This is a genomic window from Bacteroidales bacterium MB20-C3-3, assembly GCA_035609245.1.
GTDB lineage: Bacteria > Bacteroidota > Bacteroidia > Bacteroidales > UBA932 > Bact-08.
The window spans coordinates 1,258,632-1,281,807 of record CP141202.1; the positions used below are offsets into that span (position 1 = coordinate 1,258,632).

Annotated in this window: 13 protein-coding genes; 3 read left to right on the forward strand and 10 right to left on the reverse strand. The window is 40.7% G+C overall.

All coding sequences use genetic code 11. The features are described 5' to 3' along the window. Positions 1-52: 52 nt before the first annotated feature. Positions 53-691 carry an FkbM family methyltransferase gene (locus tag U5907_05705; GenBank protein ID WRQ32077.1) on the reverse strand — a complete coding sequence of 213 codons (639 nt, stop codon included), beginning with the start codon at positions 689-691 and terminating at the stop codon, positions 53-55. An 84-nt stretch (positions 692-775) separates the two neighbouring features. On the opposite strand from U5907_05705, the gene U5907_05710 reads away from it, so the two are divergent. From U5907_05710 to U5907_05720, 3 genes are read left to right on the forward strand one after another with little or no spacing between them, the layout of a single operon-like run. Further along, positions 776-1,501, forward strand: coding sequence for a hypothetical protein (locus U5907_05710; protein WRQ32078.1), 726 nt, complete (start codon positions 776-778; stop codon positions 1,499-1,501). A gap of 18 nt (positions 1,502-1,519) precedes the next feature. Beyond that, positions 1,520-3,661 carry a S9 family peptidase gene (locus U5907_05715; GenBank protein ID WRQ32079.1) on the forward strand — a complete coding sequence of 714 codons (2,142 nt, stop codon included), beginning with the start codon at positions 1,520-1,522 and terminating at the stop codon, positions 3,659-3,661. Next, complete coding sequence (locus U5907_05720) at positions 3,651-4,271, forward strand: CoA pyrophosphatase (GenBank protein WRQ32080.1); 621 nt, start codon at positions 3,651-3,653, stop codon at positions 4,269-4,271. Before U5907_05715 ends, U5907_05720 begins: the two co-directional genes overlap by 11 nt. A gap of 103 nt (positions 4,272-4,374) precedes the next feature. Here the strand turns inward: U5907_05720 and U5907_05725 are convergent, their stop codons facing one another. From U5907_05725 to dusB, 9 genes are all read right to left on the reverse strand, one after another. Next, positions 4,375-7,068: a hypothetical protein gene (locus U5907_05725; protein ID WRQ32081.1), complete on the reverse strand. Its 2,694-nt coding sequence runs from the start codon at positions 7,066-7,068 to the stop codon at positions 4,375-4,377. A gap of 425 nt (positions 7,069-7,493) precedes the next feature. Next, the gene (locus U5907_05730) at positions 7,494-8,921 is read right to left on the reverse strand and encodes a serine hydrolase domain-containing protein (protein ID WRQ32082.1); all 1,428 of its coding nucleotides are present in this window, start codon (positions 8,919-8,921) and stop codon (positions 7,494-7,496) included. Between the two features lie 13 nt (positions 8,922-8,934). Continuing rightward, positions 8,935-10,326 (reverse strand): aminopeptidase P family protein, encoded by a 1,392-nt coding sequence (locus U5907_05735; protein WRQ32083.1) that lies wholly within the window; start codon positions 10,324-10,326, stop codon positions 8,935-8,937. Between the two features lie 96 nt (positions 10,327-10,422). Beyond that, positions 10,423-12,273 (reverse strand): SusD/RagB family nutrient-binding outer membrane lipoprotein, encoded by a 1,851-nt coding sequence (locus tag U5907_05740; GenBank protein ID WRQ32084.1) that lies wholly within the window; start codon positions 12,271-12,273, stop codon positions 10,423-10,425. 29 nt (positions 12,274-12,302) lie between these two features. Next, the gene (locus U5907_05745; GenBank protein WRQ32085.1) at positions 12,303-15,485 is read right to left on the reverse strand and encodes a SusC/RagA family TonB-linked outer membrane protein; all 3,183 of its coding nucleotides are present in this window, start codon (positions 15,483-15,485) and stop codon (positions 12,303-12,305) included. Between the two features lie 316 nt (positions 15,486-15,801). Further along, entirely contained in the window at positions 15,802-17,589 is a 1,788-nt protein-coding gene (locus U5907_05750; GenBank protein WRQ32086.1) for a RagB/SusD family nutrient uptake outer membrane protein, read from the reverse strand. Positions 17,590-17,601: 12 nt separating this feature from the next. Further along, the gene (locus tag U5907_05755) at positions 17,602-20,928 is read right to left on the reverse strand and encodes a TonB-dependent receptor (protein ID WRQ32087.1); all 3,327 of its coding nucleotides are present in this window, start codon (positions 20,926-20,928) and stop codon (positions 17,602-17,604) included. Between the two features lie 177 nt (positions 20,929-21,105). Continuing rightward, the gene (lpxK, locus tag U5907_05760; protein WRQ32088.1) at positions 21,106-22,122 is read right to left on the reverse strand and encodes a tetraacyldisaccharide 4'-kinase; all 1,017 of its coding nucleotides are present in this window, start codon (positions 22,120-22,122) and stop codon (positions 21,106-21,108) included. Next, complete coding sequence (dusB, locus tag U5907_05765) at positions 22,103-23,098, reverse strand: tRNA dihydrouridine synthase DusB (GenBank protein ID WRQ32089.1); 996 nt, start codon at positions 23,096-23,098, stop codon at positions 22,103-22,105. Before dusB ends, lpxK begins: the two co-directional genes overlap by 20 nt. Between the last annotated feature and the right edge of the window lie 78 nt (positions 23,099-23,176).

Below are 23,176 nucleotides of genomic sequence, written 5' to 3' on the forward strand. Positions count from 1 at the left end.
GGGTAGGGCAGACGACCAACCGGGGAAGATAACCGGCCGCAAACCTTAAAAGTTAAATCCAGTTAAGCTTAATATTAGTAATACCCTCCTCATGAATTCTCCTTTTCAGTGCAGCTACCTTCTCTCTGTGGCCGGGGATTTTAGTTTCGTGGGTTTCTACCAGAATTAAGCCCACTTTATTGTAAGTGTTCTGGGCAATCATTTTATTTAGAACAGCTATCTCCTCCCCCTCTATATCCATTTTAAGAATATCCACTTTTCTGCCCAGATCATCAATATATTTGCATAAATCTACAATCTCAACCTCAATTCCATGCTCACCGTCAACATTTATCTTCTCCCTCAGAAGAGAGGAGCTTACGGTAAACTCAACGCCTTCACTTTTTAGCCTCTCTTTATGATAGTAGAACATTGCCTTACCATCTGAATCGGCAACAGCTTTATTTATTAACTCTATCCTCTGAGCTCCGGAAAACCTTTTCTGAAGTCTGGAAAAAGCAAGCAGATCCGGTTCAAAAGCAATAACCTTTGCACCTCTTGATAAAAAGAGGGAACTTATATCTCCAACATTTGCCCCGCAATCAATAAAGAGAAAAGAGTCTTCAACTTTTCTAAGTATAGGTATAAGTTTTACCAAACTTGTATAGTATGCACATTTATTGAGAACTCTCCTTTTTATAGATTCATACATATAAGTGAAAATTAATTTATTAACTAAGTTATAAAGATTTTATCAATAATTATTATCTTTATTCAACTCAAAATCCGATTAGAAATGAAAAACACTGCAAAATCCTTAGCAGCAATTCTTTTAGCTGCAATATTTGTATTGCCTGCATCAATTAACGCCCAAAAGATGCCTAAGAAGTATAAGAATTCACCGGACGAGACAATAGTAATTGTAACAAACTCTCCAAGGGAGGCTTTTGATGAAACTGAATACCCTCATCTGAAATTCTACTATACTCCTGAGGAGATGCCCGATTTTCTTAAGAGGCTGAATACGGTACAACCAATACCGGTAAATGATGGTATCACAGGAATGGTGGTTGATAAAAATGGTGTAATTGCTTACATCAGAGGATTCAGCAACGCACTTGCAAAGAATAACGACCGAGATGATGAGATGAGCTTTAATATTCTTAATGTTGCCGCCAGAAAGGGGACAATAGGTGCAAAGGGTCCACTTGATGACTATTTGAAAGACTTTATAGCAAACGAAAAAAATGCTAAAAAGGATAGTAAAAAATCTTATAATGAGGGAGAAGAGCCTTCATTTAAAGGATGGGATAAGGGGGATATAGATGGACTTGAGCTCCCTGATTTCAAGCTTGTCAAAAAGGATAAAACTGAGGTTACAATTAAGGAGATACTTAATGGAAAGCCTGCATTTATTGTTTTTGCAAAAATTCCTCCTGCTGCAGGATCCGGCATAACACCAATGTTCTGGCATATAGAAAATATAATGTACAATTACTTTCCTCCCAGAATTAAAAGATAATTTTTAATGAACTAAAATATGAAGACAATCGTTAAGCTAATTACAATGGGGAGCCTAATGGTGCTGGCAGCATCGTGCGGACCCAAAAAACAAGAGATATTGAAACAATCAGACTTTCCAAAACCACCTGTAGCTCAAATTATACCTCAGGTATTCAATGAATTTGGCAATGAGAGAACGGACAACTACTACTGGATAAGGGATAAAAATAATCCGGCAGTAATTGAATACCTTACCCTTGAGAATAACTATACAGACTCCGTAATGGCCTCAACAAAGGGACTTCAGGAGACCATTTATAATGAGATTATCGGAAGAATAAAGGATGTAGACGAGAGCTATCCGGTTCTTATGAACGGCTATAACTACTATAGCAGAACCGAGACCGGAAAACAATACAGAGTCTACCTCAGAAAGTCAAATACCCCGGAGGCTGTTGAAGAGCTCCTCTTTGATGTTAACCTGATGGCAGAGGGTAAAAAGGCTATGAGATTTGCAGGATACAGCATCAGTCCGGACAACAAACTTGCAGCATACTCATTTAACGAAACAGGTTCCTTTGCAGACTACACAATCAAAGTTAAAAACCTTGAAAAGGGAGATGATCTTGGTGTAAATATCCCTATGGCCACTTCATATGAATGGGCAAACGACAACAAAACTCTCTACTATGTACTTGTAGACAACGCACTCCGTCCATACAAAGTCATGAGGCACAAACTGGGGAGCATGGGAAGTGATGAGGTAATCTTCACCGAGAACGATGCCAGATATAATGTGTATCTTTCAAAGACTAAAACAGATAAAGAGATATTTATTATCTCTTCAAGCACATATACAACAGAGTACCTTTCACTGGACGCATCAAACCCATCGGCAAAACCTGTTGTATTCCTCCCTCGCGAACAGGGTGTGGACTACTCTGTAATTGCTCACAGCGATAAATATTTCTTAAGATACAAAGACAATAACAACCTTAACGGAATGGTTTATGAACTTCCGCTAACAGGATTCAGAGACAAATCTACCTGGAAGGTATTTATAGCACACGACCCTCAGGTTAGGCTTGAAGGAATAGATGTTTTAAAGGATTATGTTGTTGTTGACCTTAGAAAGAATGGCCTGAACCAGTTTAAATATTTCTCATTAAGAGACAGTTCTACAGGAGAGATTACATTCCCTGAACCTGTCTACAGCGCAGGTCTTAACGGGAACCCTGAGTTTGACGCCACAACTGTAAGATACAACTACACCTCACTTAACAGACCAAGTACTCTTTACGAGTATGACCTTGCAAAAGGTGAGAGCATGAAACTCAAAGAGCAGGAGATCCCTTCAGGATTCAACGCAGACAACTATACTGTTGAGAGAGTATGGGCCAAAGCTCAGGATGGCGTAGAGGTTCCAATGGCTATCGTGTACAAAAAGGGGCTTAAAATGAATGGTAAAAATCCTGCCCTCCTCTATTCATACGGCAGTTACGGATCAAGCTCAGATGTATATTTCAGCCCTTCCTACTATAGCCTTATAGACCGGGGCTTTGTACTGGCCATTGCCCAGATCCGCGGAGGAAGCGACCTTGGCGAGCAGTGGTATGAGGATGGCAAATTGCTCAAAAAGAAAAATACATTTACAGACTTCATAGCCTGTGCCGAGAAGCTTATCGCTGACAAATACACATCGGCAGAGAAACTTGCCGGAATGGGAGGAAGTGCCGGCGGGCTACTGGTTGGTGCAGTAGCCAATATGAGGCCGGACCTCTTCAACACTATCGTTGCCCATGTGCCTTTTGTTGATGTTATTAACACAATGCTTGACACATCTCTGCCACTGACAACTCAGGAGTATGAAGAGTGGGGCAACCCTAACGAAGAGGAGTATTATAAATATATGCTCTCGTACTCACCATACGACAATGTTACTGCTCAGAACTACCCCAATATTCTTGCCACAGGCGGACTTAACGACTCTCAGGTAGGGTTCCACGAACCGGCAAAATGGGTTGCAAAACTAAGGTCACTCAAGACCGATAACAACATCATTCTGCTACATACAAATATGGAGTCCGGCCATGGCGGAGCAACCGGCAGATACGACAGAGTGAAGGAGACTGCTTTTGAGTGGGCGTTTATTTTAAACAGAGTTGGAATTGATAAATAAACTTCTATTACCGGGTAAAGATGCACATATCCGCCTTGCTCCTCACCAGAGGAGGGCGGATATGTCTCTTGATATCCCACCCCCTCCAGATGCCAGAGAATCTGCCGTTCTTCTCCTACTTATACCTGACATCGCCTGCACCTGGAGAGTTCTTATAATTCTCAGAAACAGCTATAACGGCATACACTCTGCACAAGCGGCACTACCAGGCGGCAAAAGAGATTTAACAGACTCCACTCTTTATGAAACAGCCCTCAGAGAGGCTCGTGAAGAGATGGGCATTCTCCCTAATCAGGTAGAAACTATCGGCTTTTTGACAAAGCTCTATGTTCCCCCAAGCAATTTTATTATATACCCCCTCCTTGCCATATCACGGCAGGAAATTCATTACAAACCGGACCCCAGGGAGGTTGTCAGATATACAACTATTCCCATCAATCTTTTAAATCCAGATCTTGCAATTACCAAACATTTTCAAAGCCCCACCGGAGAGTGGCTTACCGCCCCCGGCTACGATTACGACAATCTATTTATCTGGGGCGCCACCGCTATGATTCTTAGCGAACTCTACCATCTCTCAGAGCAGGGTCATCTCAATCCACTTCTATAAATATATCCCAATTTCACTTGTGTGAAATTTCAATAAAAAAAAACTGCCCCGGGAAAATTCCCGAGGCAGTTCCACCAAATATAGTTCTAAGAAATAATTCTAATTACGGTTTCTTAACTGTAACGTTAACTGTTCCTTCAAACCAAAGTCCGAATACATCTTTAACTCTTACTTTAACCGGTACCACTATGTCACCTGTGATAGGAGTAAGTGGTGAAACCTTAGATGCAACTGTCTTATTTGTTGTATTAATATCCAGCAAATTGTCATACTGAGCATCAATTACAAACTTGACATCGTAAACTGATGCATGAGGTGTACCGAATATTGTCAAATTATTGTTAAAGTAATCTGTAAACTTAAAGTAGTCAGCGAAGTTCTTTGTTCCGGCAACTCCGTGAGTTACAGTAAGTGGATCGTGAGCATCCATTATACCATCAGCATTTGTATCCTTATTTAGAAGATTAACCAGTTTACCCTCTACAATTTGAGACTTAGCTGTTACTGTAATGGTTTCAAGATCAACATAGTTTTTAGCATTTCCAAACCAGTAGTAACGAACTATCACATCTTTTGGAGTGTAAAGAGTAGTGTAAGCTGCTGAAGCAGGAGAAGTCTTTCTCTGAACAAGATAATTCTGTTTAGCTGTAACAAGACCTGTCAAACCATCTTCACCAACAACTTCACGATCAGTTTTAACAGATGGAATAAACTCTACTCTACCCCAACCAAACTCAGTAACCATTTGTTGTGAGTAAGCACCGGTAAGGCTGTATCTGATACCATTAGTTGTTTGACCGGCTACGCTGGTGTTATTACCAAATACTGAAAGGTTATTACCAGTCCACAGACCTGCTGTATGAGTCAACAGAGCAGTTACATTAGATGGAAGTGCAGATGGGTTGGCAAATGTAATAGGAATATTGAATGTAAATGTTCCGAATGGTTCTGCCTGATTTTGCGGAATAGATACTCCAATTCTACCATCTTTAAATGTGAATTTCAGGTTGTATGTACCAGGAACTGTTTTAGCAGGGTTGAAACGGAATTCAATTTTACGAATATCCGCAGGACTTGTAGTAGCAACTCCTGTGAGTGTTAAGAAACGATATTCAATACCCAGAGCATAAAGAGATGTTGCAGGAACAGGATCATTACCACTATAAGTAACTGTACCTACTTTAGTTGAAAGCAACATATCTGCAGCATGAGCTCTCCAAAGAGCAGTTTTTCCTGCAGCATCAAGAGCTGTAAACATAGGATCAAGATTTATTGTAACTTTCTCTTCATTTACAGTAGTTGAAGTATTATCTTCTTGAATAGTATGACTAATTGCAGCTGCATCAGGAATTGTTGCTGTAAGGTCAGTAAAGTAGTTAACTTTTATTGGCTGAGCTAAATATTTACCAGTGTAGTCAAATGTCCTCAACACAAAGTTAGCAACCCTTCCATTAAGGTTAGCAACAGAGTGGTGACCCACTGCAGTTGTAATTATGCTATTCGCAGGATTGATTGTAATGTATGGCTTAACATCCTCACTGGTAGCAAGAGTTGTTGAGTAAGAAACACCAACTTTATAAAAATTACTTGCAGATTGAAGAGGCTGAACATCATAATCAACAAATGTAGTATTCCAGTCAGCGCTAGGTATAGTTGTAAACGGAACTGAAGATAGAAGGTTCATTGCGTCTACACTTGTACCAGTTGGCAAATAATACTCAGCAAACAAAGGAGTAGTAACTTGCTCGTCTGCTTTCTTAACTTTAATTGAGTATTGATAACCTGAAACAATTTCACGACCAGCTTTAGTTGCACGGACAGCAAGTTCATGTGTCTCTTTAGATGCTGAAGTTCCAAGGTGAGCAGTAATCTGAGCTAACGATGGATTTAATTTAATACTGTAAAGAGCATTTGATCCGCCAGCGGCAGGAGCTAAATATTGCTGGAACGTCTTAGTAATATCATAACCTGGCTCAATTGTTCCCTGGAAAGCGTATGGAGTACCATCAGCTTTAATTATTTCAAATGTATAACCTGCTATAGCAGCTGCTGAAGGGTTAACAATTACAGGAAGAGCAGCATCAGAACCAAGTGATTGACCATATGAAACACCTGCAAATGCAAGCGCTGCTGCAGAAGGTGCGTTAGCATCTGTTGACTTAGGAACTGCACCGTACTGAAGTAGAACTTTTGTATGTCCAATTGGAGAAACCAGACCTACGATATCAGTTGTAAGAACGATTTCGTCTGCAAGTGGAACATTGTACATTGTAGATGTACCATCTTCATTCTTAGCCCAGATCATAAGGGTTCTTGTAACTGCATTATAAGCAATGTTAGGAATGTAGATAGTAGTCTTTGTTCCGTTTACTGCAAGATAGTTGTCAACCAAAGTCAGGTTATCTGACATAGAGGCTTTAACCTCGTTGCCACTTGCATTCTTGATACGAACCGGAGTAGCACCCTGAGATGCAACAACTGTCCAGTAACCGTCAGCATCTATACCGATAATTGGAGTGAAACCTGCAGCACCCGGAGTACCTGGAGTACCATTAGTTCCGTTTGTACCATGGTTAATTCTGATTGTACTGTTGTCTGAGAAGACAATATCATAACCGCCGGCCACAGGATTTACGGACTTAACGAGTTTACCGGAGTTAATTGCAGATTGAAGAGCTGCTACATCTGTAGTAAGCTTGTCAATCTGATCCTGTAAATCCTTCGTGCACGAAAACAGTGACAGAACGAGCGCACATGTAAGTACGCAAACACCGAAGAAGTTAAATTTACTTTTCATTTTAAAATTTTTAGTTAATATTTGGTTGGACATTTTGTTTCAATGTAGATTAGGTATCTTTTTACATTACTGGTTAACAGGTGCAAATATATGAAAAATGTTTTTCGCCAACAAGAATTTTTCTTTTTTGCAGCAACAATTTCACTCTTTGCTATCAACCGGACTTTTCTAATTTGATTTAGATTTTGTTTCTCTTTAATTGATTATTTTTCAGTTTCTACAATGTTAAGTTTAAGTATTAGGGTTAGACTTGGGTATATATTGTTTAAAAATTTGCGTAAATATATTAATAAAATCTATTATCAAAGCAAAAGTAGCAATAAAAACTTGCTTAATTAACATTTTGTTAACACAAATCTAGTGTAAAGATATAAAAATTCAAATATACAACAAGCAAATGCGCTAATTTTATTGATTATTTTATGTTATTGCCAGGTTGAGGATGCCATCTTAAGGAGATTGTTGAGCATTACATACATGGAGTCGTCAAAATCATCAATATAGGACCTGGAGTTACAGAGCACCACACAATTATATCCGTCTGCACCCATAACCCACATTGATGCTGTACCTGCCAGGTTACCGGAGTGATACCAGGAGCCGGAGAAGAGAGAGCTGTGGTTACACCGCCATCCGAGTGCATACCTATTATATACAGCTGATGGAGTGAGCATTATACCTCTTGTTGCCGGCTGAATAATATCAGCAACCTTTGGTCTGCCGTCAATATGGAACATAAGTTTCATCATCTCCTCTATAGATGCAATAACACCCCCTGCCGCTGCAATGACATTCATATCATTTCCGTATCCGTTGGTTCCATCCTGAGAATAGTAGACAACCTCATTTGCTCTGCGGCCTGCCCTGTCACCACCTACATGAATATCAGTCACTCCCGCTTCTGCTAAAATCTCCTTGAGAAAAGCCTCATACTTTTTCCCTGAAATTTTTTCAATTATCATCCCCAGCATTCCAAATCCCATGTTAAAATAGCTGAAGGCTGTTCCGGGTTCACTCTGATTAGATTTAAGAACATACTCTACCCTTTGGGTCAGAGTCTGACCGGAGAAAGATGAGGTAAACATTGGATCCGGATTACTGGTCCATCCGCTGGTATGCTCAAGCAGATGTCTTACTGTAACCCTGGCTGCTCTCTCTGTTACTCCGGGAAATTCTGAAGATAGAATCCCTGATGAACCAAAGACCTTCTGATCAAGAGAAATTTCCCCCCTCTCCATTAATTTCATTATACATAATGAGGTAAATTGTTTTGAGACACTTGCCAATCTGTAAAGGTGGCCGGGAGTTGCCCGGGTATCACTCTCTGCAATTGCAAAGCCGAGCCCCTTACTGTATACAATCTCCTCATCCTTGGTAATTGCATATGATACTCCCGGAATTGAATACTTACCCATAAATGAGTAGAGTACATTGTCAAAGTTAGCTTTTCCAGTCTGTACCAGTATTTTATAATCTGCAATCTTTCCGCTTTGAGATTTAACCTTTAGTGTTACAGTGTTTGAAAAATCAATTAAACTCTTCCCGCTTGATATTTCAGAACCATTGTAAGAAATGGTAGCCTTTGGAGAGATCGTAAAGCCGGGCTTGAGTCCGGAGAGGGAGATTCCCTCAGGAATAGTTAAGTATATAACTCTACCCGCTACTACACTCGGCACCTCACCAGAGAGGGACGGGTTATCAGATTTTGAGAAGTAGAAAGATGTTATGGAGTTGAGATTGCTTGTTGTCTCAGGAATCTCCTCCTTAGAACAGGATGTTGCAAATAGAATAAGGGCAAAAATTGCCACCTGCGCAAATTTGTGCAGATGGCAATAGTTTTTGAAGTTTTTCATTTAGGTTCGCGGATTAACGGGACATCTCTGCCTCAATTTTTTCAGGAGTATTTGGAAGTCTCTTTTTACCAAGCAGTCTGGCGCCGTTCTCTGTTACGAGAATATCATCCTCAATGCGGATACCTCCGAATGTATAGTACTCCTCAAGCTTTGAGAAGTTAATAAACTGTTTGTTTATACCTTCACTCTTCCATTTTTCAATAAGGGCAGGTATAAAGTAGCAGCCGGGTTCGTTTGTTATTACATGGCCCGGACGGAGCTTCTTACCCATCCTCAGAGACTTAAGACCAAACTGTGTAGCTCTTTTGTACACCTCATCGTATCCTACATAATTCTCCCCAAGATCCTCCATATCGTGCACATCAAGCCCCATCTGGTGGCCGAGTCCGTGTGGCATAAAGAGTGCGTGTGCTCCGGCTGCAACAGCCTCATCGGGGTCACCCATCATAAGGCCGAGATTTATAAGACCTTGAGTAATGAGTCTTACGGCAGCAAGATGGACAGAGGTATAGGTTATTCCCGGTTTTACAAGTGCGGTTGCCATATCATTTGCAGCAGAAACAATGTTGTAAATATCTCTTTGCCTCTCTGTAAACTTACCGCCAGAAGGAATTGTTCTTGTAAAATCAGATGCATAGTGCATATTTGTCTCTGCACCGGCATCAATTACAAGAAGACGACCATCTGTCAGTGTCTGATGATGTGTATGATTATGAAGCGTCTCTCCGTTCTGCGATAATATAATGGGAAAGGATGGCATATGGCCGTTAGAGATTGCAATACCCTCCATCAGCCCTACGAGCTCTTGCTCAACTATACCCGGTTTTGCCATTCTCATAGCTGTATAGTGCATTGCGTATCCTATATCGGCAGCCTTATCAAGCTCAGCAATCTCCAGAGAGTCTTTTATCTCTCTCAGGGCAACTACCCCTTTAATGAACTCTTCCGATGCAAGCTCTCTCTGCTTGTCAAAAGGGGCCTGGAGTAATTTAAATAACTGTATCTGATTATAATATCTGTATGGAGGGAGGAAATGAACATCTCTGCCCAGAGACTTTGCTCTTGAAAGATACTCTTCCAGTTGAGCGGCCGGCCTGACATTTCTAACACCAACCAGTGAAGCCTTCTCTGACATTAGTGGCTGGGGACCCATCCAAATTATATCATCTATTGTAACATCATTACCAAAAATAATCTCCTCTCCGCTGTCGATATCTATTACAGCTGATAAATCCGGTTCATCCAACCCGAAGAAATAGAGGAATGTAGAATCCTGACGGAATCTGTAAGTATTTCCAATATAGTTAATTCCGGCTTCTGAGTTGCCAAGAAAAAGGAGTACTCCTGACTTAATTCTTGAGGCAAGTTCCCGCCTCCTTTTTGCATATACATCTTTTGAAAACATATCAATCTGTTTTTGTCGTTTCAACAAAGATACAATTTTAAAAAAAACAAGGTGGTTAAAAAACCACCTTGATTAATTTATTTTCGATAAATGAGATTACTGCTGATCAGAATCCCACCATACCGGAATAGTCCAAATATCATCAGCACTATTCCATTGAGTAAGCCCCATATTAGCACCCGGAACTTCTGCTCCTATTGCATGAAGATTTGCTGCGTTGTAGTTAAGTTCATGTGAGCATTGAATCCAACGGCGGTAGTGTTTACCGTTAGGAATTCCTTTTTGCGCAGCTGCATTAACAGCGTGATATGCAGGAATACCCCAATTGTGGAATAAGTCTTCATCAAAGTCATAACGACGCATATCATTCCAGATTTCAACTGAGTAGTGTAGAGCAATTCGTTTTTGAGTAAGAATCTTACCTAGAGTAAGATTGCCTGCAGTACCAATACCATTATTCAAGAAATAATCCATATCGGCCTGACTCATAGGAGTAAATGAAGGACAATCTGCTAGGCTTGGATCTCCTGCGATCCAAGAGTTAAGAGTCACATTCATTTGCTCCATACTTGCCTTAACACCCTCTTTGTATGCAGTGAATGCAGCAGTAGCATTACCTTGGTTGAATAATACTTCTGCTTTTATAAAGCAAGCTTCTGAGTATGTACCCAGGTATGTTGGGGAAGAAACTCTTGAGTAGAATGAGCCTGATTCCTTTGATGCATCAGTTCCGTCTCTTCTGAAAAGTAGATCTTGCTTAGCAGCGTAACCTTTAGATGTGCTTGTGGCCTCTACATAAACAGTATCACCCTTTCTAGCCGGAGAAGAAGAATCAATCCACCAATGCTTCGCTGCAGTGTAACCGGCTCTTAGCGGCCCACCATTAAGATTTGGAGAATTATTTGTGACAATATCAACTCCAAGTGAACGTCTCCACTTACCACTCCATTTAATTCCAGCAGGTGAGCTATCAGACTTTTGTGAAACAGCCCAAGGAATAATTTTATCTGCACGAGGGTCTTCAACACCACTACCTGCAAAATTGGTAAGGTTTTTATATAGCATATCTGTTACCATATAACCGGCATTCATACCACAAACAGAATATATTGGAGAGTAGTCAACAGGTTCATTCCATCCAAGAACGTCATGAGTTGTACCATTGTCATCTGTATGATAAATAATTGTATTATCGGCATTGCTTTGAGGACCTTTTGAAAGGGCATCAAGAATTGCCGCAGCGTCATATTTACCATCAAGATAGTTTCCGGCCGCTTTTTTACTTAGTTTTACCAAGTAGCGTGCCTTAAGCAAATTACCAAATTTTATCCATTTGGCAACATCCCCATTATTCCAAAAGTCACCCTCTGCCAACGTTGGAAGTTTTGAATCCTGAGTTTTAGCAAGAAGTTCAAGTCCTTCGTTTAATTCATTTAAGCAGCCCAGGTATATGGTTTTTCCATTATCATATTTAGGAGTTGCATTTTCACCCACTGCATCAGTGTAAGGCATTTCACCATAAAGGTCAGTCATTAACATAAATCCATATGCACGGATAACTTTAGCTACTCCGGCATAATGCCAGGCTCCCGCCTCCATAGCTTTGTCATACATATAGGAAATGTTACTTGCAGCACCTACAAACCACCACTGATATGGTGTGGTCACAGCTCCCACTTGAGGACTCCAGAAAGACATGCTCCAGTATGTACCTCCATTAAAGTATCTGGTCCAATCACCTGTGGACATATTTGAACGCCAAGCAGCAAACTGAGTTGCCGAGTTGGTATAAAATTCGATATGTGCCAGACGAGTTTGATATGTAGCACTTTCAGAAGAAGGATTTTCAGGATCAACATTTATATTGAGCCAGTCGCTGCAAGAGACCAGTGAAAGTGACATCAAGCTTATGACACACAAAGTCATTATTGATTTAATATATTTCATATTATTAAATTTTAATATTTAAAACTTTTTTAGAAAGTTAAATTTAAACCAAATGTCATACCTGAAGTTGCAGGTACTCCACAATAGTCAAATCCAACAGAAGATGAACCTCCGACACCTGCGCCTGATGCAGCAACCTCAGGATCTCCCTCGTAGTTTGTAAAGAGAAGAAGATTGTTTGCAGAAGCAGAAATAGAAGCACGTTTAATGAATCCTATTCTGTCAAGCCATCTCTTTGGGAAATCATACATTACAGATAGTGAACGCAGTCTAAGTAAATTAACATCAGTAATGTAGTTGGCAGTCTCTCTAGGATAATACGAAGTATAATAACTTTGAATAATATTATAGCCGCTTGTCTCTACACCATTAAAAAGGTATGTTTTATCGGTACTCCATGTGTTAGATACAGCGTTTCCGCTTGCATCAATACCGGTTACTGTAAGTTCTCTGTTACGAACATCGCCTGAGAATTTACTAACACCGCTGGCAGTCATAGCATATTTTGTTCCATTTATAACATCGCCTCCCACTCTGAATTCCCACAACATGTTGAAAGATAAATTTTTCCATGTAAGAGTATTATTTAAACCTCCGGAGAACTTCGCCTCACGATTACCTACTTCTGACAATGAAGTTGTGTAGGTAGGCATCCCGTTTGCATCAAGAATAAGTTTTCCATCCAGCTCTTTTTTAGAGTTTGCATCTTCCGGATTATATTTATATCTCTTCCACTCTGTACCTGCAATTGCCATAAAGTTACCACCGTTGAATGATGCAGCCTGTGCTCCGGCATACTGAACATCAGTAACATACATCACATCCATGCCGGCAGGAAGACCATCCAGAGTACCGCGGTTACCTGCTACATTCAATCCAATGTCCCATTTAAGGTTTTTGGTCTCAACAGGAGTACCTGATATAGTCAACTCCATACCTTTATTATAAACATTTCCTGCATTGATTGAACAGAATATATAACCGGTTGATTGAGGTCCGCGAGGAGACAAAATCTGATTATAAGAGTCATTTGTATAGTACGCATAGTCAACACGTAAACGATCTTTGAAGAGGCTTAATTCAACGCCTATTTCAGTCGATTTTGTCATTTCCGGTTTAATATAAGGGTTACCGCGAGTCCATGAGTTACCTACACCAAGTTTACCACCAAGATAAATACCTACAGGCCAAAGAGAGGTATTTGTTTCATAAGCACCTGTATCTTTACCCACCTTTGCCCATGATGCTCTGAGTTTACCAAAAGTTAGAATGCTATTCTTTGGAAGAAGCTCTGTAAACACAAACGAACCACTCACAGATGGATAGAAATATGAGCGATTTTCAACAGGAAGCGTTGATGTCCAGTCATTACGTCCTGTAACTGTCATGTAAATTATATTCTTCCAGGATGCACGGAATTCTCCGAACAAACCTACCAATCGCTTCTGAGATGCAGAACGAGCAAATTGTTTGTTCTCAGTTGAAGCATTTGCATAAGAATAGAAATCCGGAACAGAGAAGTTCCATGCCATCATAAAGTTACTGTTGGTTTGGGTATCATCTGTAGCAGCACCGAGTAGCAAATTAAGGTCAAAATCTCCGAATTTCTTATTCATATTCGAAATGAAATTGTGTGACATATATTTGAAACGCATAGTGTTGTCACTCATCATACCATTTTGCCATACTTGTTTGATAGCGCCTTTGGGTGCAATACGAGTTGAGTTGGTTTGAGTATATGAGTCAATACCCAATCTGTACTGAACGAACCACCAGTCTGCAATATCAGCCTTTACACTTAAACTGCCTGTAAAACGGTCTGTATCGTCAAACATTTTATTTCTGTTAATAATCCAATATGGATTGTCGCGCTCTTCCCATGGATCCAGCCTTTCACCGAACATCCTGTAACGAGAACCGTCTTCATTCATATAATTAGTCATATCGTCAAACGGAGACCAGTTGTAAACACCGTAAAGAGCACCTGTTCCCTGTGATCCATAAAGACCTGCAGATGTCAAGGTCCTGTCTGTATGAGCCTGAGAGTAAGCTGCATTAGCATTGAATGTGAATATACCTGCTCTCTGTTCACCATTGAAACGGAATGTGTATTTGTCATACCCAGTCTTAGGTACAAGACCTTGCTGATCATAATAAGATCCCGACAAGTAGAAGTTACTATTTTTTGTACCACCTGCTATGCTGGCACTTTGGTCATATATCAATCCTCCCTGGAAGAAGTTTCCAATATTGTCAAATGTCTGTGCATTAGATTTCTCTCCCCATGAATTGTATGAAAAATCATTAAAAACTGTTCCCAGATAATTCTTTTGATTATCATATTGATCTTGCATGTACCCTCTGGTGTACTCGTTCTGAACTTCAGGAAGGCTTTTTACCCATGAGGTGGATAATTTGGAGTTAATATTAACTTCAACTACGCCCTCTTTACCCTTCTTGGTAGTAATAATTACAACACCGTTGGCTGCACGCGAACCATAAAGAGCAGACGCTGCCGGACCTTTCAAAACTGACATATTCTCAATATCCTCAGGATTTATGTCCATGATACGATTTGAAGTAGTGGATGCCGCTTTGTAAGAACCGTCAAACGCAGAGTTACCTACCAGAGTTGAAGAGTTATCATAAATAACACCGTCTACTACGAACAAAGGTTGATTGTCTTTACCCTCAGATCCTGATGTACCACCACGAAGGATAATCTGTGCGCCGGAACCTGCTGCTCCGGAAGATTGTGTGATGTTAACACCGGCAATCTTACCTGAAAGTGAAGAAATAGGGTTAGCTGTCTTATTCTTCATCAACTCCTCAGACTTGATATCAGATACAGCATATCCAAGTGCCTTTCTCTCCTTCTTGATACCGAGAGCGGTTACCACAACATCTTCGAGAAATATTGAAGATTCGTTCATGGTAACGTTAATAACTGTGCGGTTATTTACCTGTTCTCTGATGTCCTCCATACCGATTGCAGTAAATCGAAGAACTGCATTCGCTGGAGCATTAATCGAGTAAGTGCCGTCCAGTTCAGTAGCAACTCCTGTCCTTGTTCCGTCAATTACAACAGTTACACCAATCAGGGGCTCCCCCGATTTGTCGACCACCTTACCCCGTATACTGATGTTTTGTGCAAACATGTTCCCAGACACAAGGAAAATGGCCAATAGCGACAGAATGATCACTTTCATCATTCCGGCCTTTTTTTGTGAGTAATGCATGAATTTAATTTTTAGGTTAATAATGTTAACTTAATTATAATTTTTTCTGTATAAAAACATCTAAATTATCTGTAAATAGTACATTTTATTACGATGTAAAACTATGAAATTTATTCCAATTATTGTAGCTATTACTAAAAAACTCACTATTTGGTTGCAAATATCAATCTAAGTAATGCTATATTTTATAAATTTTATGTAATAATTTGAAATTGATTAAAAATCGTAAGCTGAAAAAAAAGAGGACGGCATAAATGCCGTCCTCTATTGGAAGTTTTAATACTAAGTATTAATTTACAGTATCCCAGCCAGGATTTTGACTTAGAGTAAAACCAAGGTCTTTATACAGTTTAATTTGATCCAGCGGAACTGCATTCTGATATTGTCTCTCATAATATGAGTCGCCTGGTATCCAGTCTCTTCTCATATTATTATCATAGAGATTGTAGATAAATGCTTTGGTCTGATCTGCAGGATTCGGATAGAAGAACTTAACCGCTTTCTTAATGTTTATAACCTGAGCTGCAGTAAATTTATTGAAATCTACATAGGCTCCTTTACCAAGAGTTGTAGGGCCGTTAGTCTCCATTGTCTTAAGGTACTCATACTTCTTCCATCTTCTCAAATCATTCTTGCGGAATCCTTCAAACAGAAGTTCAACCATTCTCTCTCTGCGAATCTCCCAAAGGATTGGAGATACAGATGGATCTCTGTCAGGATCGTTGATAACAACACCATTTGCAGTAACATTTGTTCCTGAAATTACCATATTTGGTAGTCTTGGAATTTCAGGGCCGGTGTTATTCTTCTTGATTTTCCTTGCACGAAGCTTGTTGATGGAAGCATCTGCAGCTGCCTGGTCAAACTGACCTAGTTCAGCAGCAGCCTCGGCATAGTTAAGAAGAACCTCGCCGTATCTTATAATAGGAGCATCTGTAGTGTTGGTAGAACCGTTATAAAGAAGGTTTACCTGATCTGCCTCATAAGGAAGGAACTTCCATGAGAGGAAACCGGTTGTAGAGTAAGCATTGTGAACACCCTGAACTCTTATGGTATCAACGAGTGATGCCGCCATTCTTGGATCTCTGTTTGCATACTGCTGAGGATAGTAACGAAGACCATTATCAGCAGCATAGTTATATACTGGAGATTGTTTGATTGGAAGACCATCAGCAGCCAGGTAAGTCTCAACTACCTTAAGAGTTGTTCCGGTTTGACCCTCTGTGTTATTATATGACACCAATGCGTGTGAAGCCTTTGCTGTTACATATTGACGATAGAAAATCACCTCTTTGTTTGCAGAAAGATCTTCGGATGCAAATATGCCTCTGTAGTCATCAACTATTTGGTATTTTCCACCTGCCATAAGCTGCTCAGCAGCCCATTTAGCTTTCTGCAGGAGCAAAGTTGCAGTTGCATTGTCATTTTTGTGATACTTAAGGAATGTTCCAAAATACAACATATGTCTTGACATAAAGGCAAGCACTACATCTCTGTTTATTTGCTGGGCTCCGTCGTTTTGACGAACATTTGCAGCAGCAAATTCAAAGTCTTCCAGCATCTTCTTGGTTACATCTGCCAGTGGATCTCTTGGTTTGTACATCTTGTCAGTCTCACCGGGGAATATCTCAGTATCGTAGTAAGGGACATCTCCAAATGCTCTTGCAAGATCTGCATATTCTAATGCCCTGAAGAAGCGGCCGATACCTGTCCAGTGGGCCTTTGCCTCAGGAGTCAGATTGGTCATCCCTTCAATTCTGTTAATCATCACATTATGCCTTCTTACCCAGGTAAATGTCCATCCATTACCAGATGTAGCTGTGTTTTGTGTCCATATTGCAGATGAGCTGTACTCATCTCCCCAGGCACCTCCTGTAAAGAAGTTTCCCCAGGTAAATCCGCTGCCATATCCTGTGAAATATGCAGTGTAAGATCCTTGAGCATATAGCCTCAGGTTACCTTCGTTTGTCCAGAAGTTAGCCTCGTCAAAAGTATCCAGATTCTTTCTGTCGAGGTAGTTCTCGCAGCTGGAAAGGCCCAGCAGTACCGCTATCAGTATTAAATATATCTTTTTCATTGTCATAAAATATTAGAATTCAATCTGAACACCAAATGATAGAGTCCTTCTGTAAGGATAGCTTCTACCGAATGATCTGCTGTCATTTGCAGTAGTTGTTGTCCAGTCAATTTCCGGGTCAATTGGAATATCTCCCATGTTGTCAAATTCAAAGAGGTTTTCACCACTGAAATACACTCTTAGTTTTTGAATGTTTACTTTGCTAAGAAGGTTCTTAGGAAGTGTGTAACCAATGTTAAGATTCTTCATTCTTAAATATGCTGCATTAAGAAGATAACGATCATTTGCAAGATAGTTCCACTTTGCAGTTTGTGCATATTCAAGAGGTCTTGGATAGAAGGCACTGGTGTTATCCTCTGTCCAGTAATCCATAGTGTGAGCATAGTTAGCTTCAGCTCCGTAGTAACCAGGAAGAACCATGTTACCTGTGGCCCAAATCTCTCTTTTACCTACACCCTGGAAGAAGAGGTCTATATCAAATCCCTTCCAGTCTGCTCCTACTCTGAAGCCATACTGGTAGCGAGGGGTTGTGTTACCTATAACAGTTCTGTCACCTGGATCGCCAATAGTGTTAAGGCCGTATCCAATAACTCCGTCACCATTAAGGTCTTTAAACTTCACGTCGCCCGGGCTGAATTTGAATAGTCCGCTTTCGTAAATGTACTGATTTGGAATACCCTCTACAAGAGTGTTCTTAAGCTGACCATTTGGTTGCAGTGTCTGTTTGATGGCACCATTCTCCCAAACGAAGTCCTCTTTCTGATACAATCCGTCTGTTTTGTAACCCCAGATCTCACCTAGAACCTTACCTTGATAATAGGTAGAGGAGATTCCGGGATCGTTAGGAGATGAGAATTTGCTTACGATTGTCTTGTAGTCTGTAAACTGACCTGTCAAAGAGAGGTGAAGTCCGTTGTTAAATGTATGGTTATAGTTAAGAGCGATCTCAACACCATTAGTTGTAAGTTCACCAAAGTTTCTTCTTGGAGCAGATGCGCCAACTGTTGAAGGTAGTACCTCACCTGCAGATAGCATATCAAGAGTCTTTCTCTGATACCAGTCTACTGTTACTCCAAGTTTATCCTTGAACAATCTGGCGTCCATTCCAATATCCAGTGTTGTTACAGTCTCCCATGTAAGTGACGGGTCAACAAGTGCAGGAGCTGAACCGATATATGGTTTGAAGTTACCGCCAACAAGCCAGTAGTTACCAGCTGCTGAAGGGTTTGTGATGGCCATTGTTGAAATATATGAGCTAAGTGGAACATCCTGGTTACCAACCTCTCCGTAAGATGCACGAAGTTTAAGTGAGCTGACAATATGTTTCACAGGTTTCATCCAAGGCTCCTCTGTTACTCTCCAGGCTGCAGATGCAGATGGGAAGAATCCCCAGCGTTTGCCTTCACCAAATTTTGAAGATCCGTCGTAACGACCGTTAACCTCAAGAAGGTATTTATCATTATACGAGTAGTTTATCCTTGCAAACATACCTGCAACTGACCACCATGAGTGGTTAGATGAGGAGACCTGATCGCCACCTGCAAGGTTTACTTCGCCCTTCTCAAAATCGTAAACACCGTTTCTTCTTGACTGGTGCCATACATATTCTGAATCTTCAATGTTAGTTCCGGCCATAGCCTTAAGGCCATGTTTTCCGAATTTCTTGTCATATGTCATGTAGCCGTTGTAAACATTTCCAAGTCTTCTTGAAGTGTTGTACTGAGCATAGTCATAAGATGCTGTAGAATATATACCATTGAATTGGTCAAACGAGGTATTTGCAGTTCTGCTCCAGAAGTTGATACCGCTTACATAACCCCCAACAGTGTGACTTGTTGAGAAGTTTTGGTTGTAAGTATAGTCAAAGTCTGCAGTAAGTCCGTCAACTATCTTTACTGTTGCTCCCAATGTGTATCTGCTGTAGAAAGAAGACTCCTCAACAGGCCGCGCACCTTTAAGGTCGTTGACAGCATTACGGAATTCGTTTCCGTTATATGTTCCGTATGGATATACCTGATGCCATCTGTAAAGGTAGTACATTGGATCATATGTAGCACTAGCATAAAGGAATGGAGACTCTTCGTATGTTTTAGCATACATAAATCTTGATCTTACTGTAAGCCACTTGTTTACATCTGTGCTGATAAATCCGGAAATGTTTTTCCTTGTATAGAAATCATCAAAAAGTTTTAATACACCCTTTTGATTCATGTAAGCTGCAGAGATGCTGTACTGTGTCTTCTCTGAACCTCCGTTAACTGAGACATTTTGTGTCTGCTGAGGGGTCCACTGTTTGAAATAGATATCATAAATATCCCAAGGTCTGTAGAAATAGGCTCCACCGGAGGCTCTGTAATCAAAGTCTCTTCCTTCAACCATCTCTCTGCCAAGATCTTTTCCATCTCCATATGTATCAATCCACTGTTTTACTTTTGCAATAACATCAGGATTGTAGTAGTAACCAACTTGTCCGTACTCGTAAGTAGGGGTTGTCTTGAGTGAGTTCATCTGATCATAAGAGTACTGAAGGTTAAGGTCAGCTCTTGTGTGCTGAGGAACATCTGTTGGAGTTGCCCAAGAGAAGTTGTTTGAGTAGTTAACCCTTACTCTTCCGTCTTTGTTACCTTTTTTGGTGGTAATCAAAATAGCACCAAATGCAGCTCTTGCTCCGTAGATAGCAGTTGTGGAGGCATCTTTAAGTGTTGAGATACTTTCAATGTCATCCGGGTTAACATAAGATAGACTTGGAACCTCAACGTTGTCAACCATAATAAGAGGATTACCTGAACCGCCGCCTATAGTACTAACGGTTGCACGGATCTTAATTGTTGGTGAACCTCCGATAGCTCCTGAAGTGGTGGTAATCTGAAGACCAGGTGTTGAGCCCTGAAGTGCCCTACCAACGTCAGAAATAGGCCTTGACTCAAGAGTTTTTGCCACATCAACGGTGGAAACAGCACCCGAAAGATTTTCCTTCTTTTGTGTACCCCAGCCAACTACTACCAGTTCGTCCAGCAGCAGGTTGTCGTCTTCCATAGTTATGTTAATAAGGTTTCTGTTGTTTACCGGAATCTCCAGGGTCTTCATACCCAGTGAAGTAAAAACAAGCACAGATCTTGGCTGTGCATTGATTTCATAAGTTCCGTCCAAAGCTGAGGATACACCTGTGCGGGTACCCTTGATAAGGATGCCTACGCCCATTAGTGGTTCTCCTTTGGAGTCGGTAACTTTACCGGTAACCTTGATGTTCTGAGCCCACATAGAACCTGCAAAAAGCAGAAGGGCAAAAACCGACATCACTTTAATAGCGATACGATTTCCATTCTTTGAAACATGCATGAGTTTAAGAATTTTAGGTTAATAATTTTTAGTGGTTTATTTATTATGCAATTATGCAAAAGCACATTCGCAAAAGTATGAATTATTTCTTTAAAAAGTTCAGATTCCTGAATAAAAAAACGAAAAAAGCTATTATGGTTAATAAATAATTACTATATTATAGCGCGAACTTGGAAATTATAACTTAGAGCCTGCCTTACCAATAGGAGCCACTTCAACCGGCAGATAAAACATCCTTGATTTTACTTCATCAGGAAGTTGTACAAGGGCGGATAGTCTCTGAGCATCTTTCTCTGTTGTCATAATAAGTGCCTTATTATCTTTTAATGCCCATCTTTTTATCTTTCCGGCATCTCTGTTTGAAAAATTATGATGATCCCTGAATTCAAGGCTTGATGATATCTTGTAAAAACTTAACAAATGATATCTTAAATGGCGTGGATTTGCAATAGAAGTAAGTAAAAACGCAAATTTTGAATAGATATATCGTTTATCTGCCTCCTGAGGGAATACCGGAAGCGGATCTGCATATTTAAGTGTTGTAAATTGCACCTCAACTCCCGCAGGCATCTTTAGCCTCTGCTCCCAAAGAAACATATCGGCAGCATCCATCTCAGAGGGGCATTTTGTTACAACAACAGTATGGGCCCTCTTTATCTGCTCAGGGAGATCCCTGAGCCTTCCCAGGGGAAGAAGGTGGTCTCTGTCTATTGGTCTGCTTGAGTCTATCAACACAATGTTTTTAGAGGGCTTCACCCTCCTGTGCTGGAATCCGTCATCTAGTATGATAGTTGTGGGTCTTTTGTCTTCAGGTAAGGAGAGCAGCTTCTCAATACCTCGCCTTCTGTTTGTGTCAACACATACCAGCACATCCGGGAACTTTCTCTTAATCTGAAGAGGCTCGTCACCTGAATCGGCAGCAGAGTCTGCTATATTAACCTCTCTCCATCCTCTCCCCTTTCTTCCGTAGCCCCTTGAGAGAACTGCAGGCCTCTCACAACCGTGAAGTGTTTTGATAAGATACTCTACATACGGGGTCTTTCCGGTTCCTCCAACGGTAATATTCCCTACTGATATAATAGGTATGGGGTATTCACGGGATTTTATAATTGATGTATCGTAAAGGAAGTGCCTTGTTTTAAGGGCAAAATAGTATGGAAAAAGCAGAACTTTATCAATCAGAAAAGTTTTCATTTGCTGGGTATTTCTCTTTAATTTGGTCAAGAATATTCAGAAGCTCAATATGGCTATCCTCAGTAACAAGTTTCATCCTGATGGGTTTAAAATCGGGAAGAGATTTAAAATAAGCGGAGAGGTGCCTTCTCATCTCCAGCACTCCTACTCTTTCGCCTTTGACCTCCACAGATTTAAGCAAATGGCGTTTTGCGAGATCAACCTTCTCTTCAACTGTAAGAGGGGGCATATGCTCCCCTGTTTCCAAAAAATGTTTAATCTCCCGGAATATCCATGGCCTTCCGTAGGTTGCCCTCCCTATCATTACTCCATCAACTCCATACCTCTCAAAAGCCTCTTTTGCCTGAATATCGGTTGTTATGTCTCCATTCCCGATTATCGGAATCCTCATTCTGGGGTTTCTCTTTATCTCTCCTATCAGTGTCCAGTCTGCTTCTCCTTTGTAGAGCTGGGCTCTTGTCCGTCCGTGTATTGTCAGCGCCTCAATGCCTGTCTCCTGCAACTGTTCCGCAAGTTCAACAATAATTTTTGAATTTTCATCCCACCCCAGGCGGGTCTTGACAGTTACCGGCAATTTTACTGCCTCTACCACCCTGCGGGTGATATCAACCATTTTATCGGGATATCTCATCATCCCCGACCCTGCTCCTCTGTTTGCAATTTTATTAACAGGGCAGCCAAAGTTTATATCAATGAAAGAGGGTTGCGCCTCCTCGGCCATCTTTGCTGCCTCCACCATAGCCTCCGGTATATGGCCATATATTTGTATGCCGATTGGCCTTTCGTAAGGGAATGTCTTAAGTTTTTCAAGTGATTTCCGGGCATCCCTGATGAGTCCATCTGACGAGACAAACTCGGTATACATAACATCAGCACCAAATTCCTTGCATATATACCTGAAGGATGCATCTGTCACATCCTCCATTGGGGCGAGGAAGAGGGGTCTCTCTCCCAGTTCAATGTCTCCGATTTTCATAACGCAAAAATATAGGTATTTTGTCACTTTAAAAAATAGTTATAACTTTGCACCCCCCTATGTGTAGGGGAATCGCAA

Excerpts from the sequence above, each read along its gene's own strand:
- U5907_05705 (WRQ32077.1), bottom strand. The coding sequence starts at position 691 with ATGTATGAATCTATAAAAAGGAGAGTTCTCAATAAATGTGCATACTAT.
- U5907_05710 (WRQ32078.1), top strand. The coding sequence starts at position 776 with ATGAAAAACACTGCAAAATCCTTAGCAGCAATTCTTTTAGCTGCAATA.
- U5907_05715 (WRQ32079.1), top strand. The coding sequence starts at position 1,520 with ATGAAGACAATCGTTAAGCTAATTACAATGGGGAGCCTAATGGTGCTG.
- U5907_05725 (WRQ32081.1), bottom strand. The coding sequence starts at position 7,068 with ATGAAAAGTAAATTTAACTTCTTCGGTGTTTGCGTACTTACATGTGCG.
- U5907_05730 (WRQ32082.1), bottom strand. The coding sequence starts at position 8,921 with ATGAAAAACTTCAAAAACTATTGCCATCTGCACAAATTTGCGCAGGTG.
- U5907_05735 (WRQ32083.1), bottom strand. The coding sequence starts at position 10,326 with ATGTTTTCAAAAGATGTATATGCAAAAAGGAGGCGGGAACTTGCCTCA.
- U5907_05740 (WRQ32084.1), bottom strand. The coding sequence starts at position 12,273 with ATGAAATATATTAAATCAATAATGACTTTGTGTGTCATAAGCTTGATG.
- U5907_05745 (WRQ32085.1), bottom strand. The coding sequence starts at position 15,485 with ATGATGAAAGTGATCATTCTGTCGCTATTGGCCATTTTCCTTGTGTCT.
- U5907_05750 (WRQ32086.1), bottom strand. The coding sequence starts at position 17,589 with ATGAAAAAGATATATTTAATACTGATAGCGGTACTGCTGGGCCTTTCC.
- U5907_05755 (WRQ32087.1), bottom strand. The coding sequence starts at position 20,928 with ATGCATGTTTCAAAGAATGGAAATCGTATCGCTATTAAAGTGATGTCG.
- lpxK (WRQ32088.1), bottom strand. The coding sequence starts at position 22,122 with ATGAAAACTTTTCTGATTGATAAAGTTCTGCTTTTTCCATACTATTTT.
- dusB (WRQ32089.1), bottom strand. The coding sequence starts at position 23,098 with ATGAAAATCGGAGACATTGAACTGGGAGAGAGACCCCTCTTCCTCGCC.